Genomic DNA, 273 nt, shown 5'->3' with positions numbered 1-273 from the left:
CGCCTCAAGCATCCCTAATCCCGCCCTGGCCTGGAACCTTGAGGAGTTGTAGGCGGCGCCGCGACAGGTAGATTCCGCGCTCCAGAAACTGCCAGCAATGAGAGACGTCATCGATTGGTCTCTCCGGAGATACCTGTTAGGTGGCTCTCGAGCCAGGTGCCTAAATCTCGCTCGCGATAGCGCACCAGGCGGCCTACTTTCACGTAGGGGAGATTGTGGCGTCCACTGCTACGCCAGGATGCAAGAGTGCGAACTGATATGCCCAACTCATGC

General features: G+C 58.6%; 1 protein-coding gene. It reads right to left on the bottom strand.

From position 1 onward, the window contains the following. Positions 1 to 107: 107 nt before the first annotated feature. The gene (locus AC3XQU_RS23890) at positions 108 to 266 is read right to left on the bottom strand and encodes a helix-turn-helix domain-containing protein (RefSeq protein WP_489876615.1); all 159 of its coding nucleotides are present in this window, start codon (positions 264 to 266) and stop codon (positions 108 to 110) included. Positions 267 to 273: the final 7 nt, after the last annotated feature.

The organism is Telluria sp. AZSoR62 (assembly GCF_058111565.1).
Note: the sequence above shows the minus strand (reverse complement) of the source record. Positions and strands in the feature narration are given on the sequence as shown.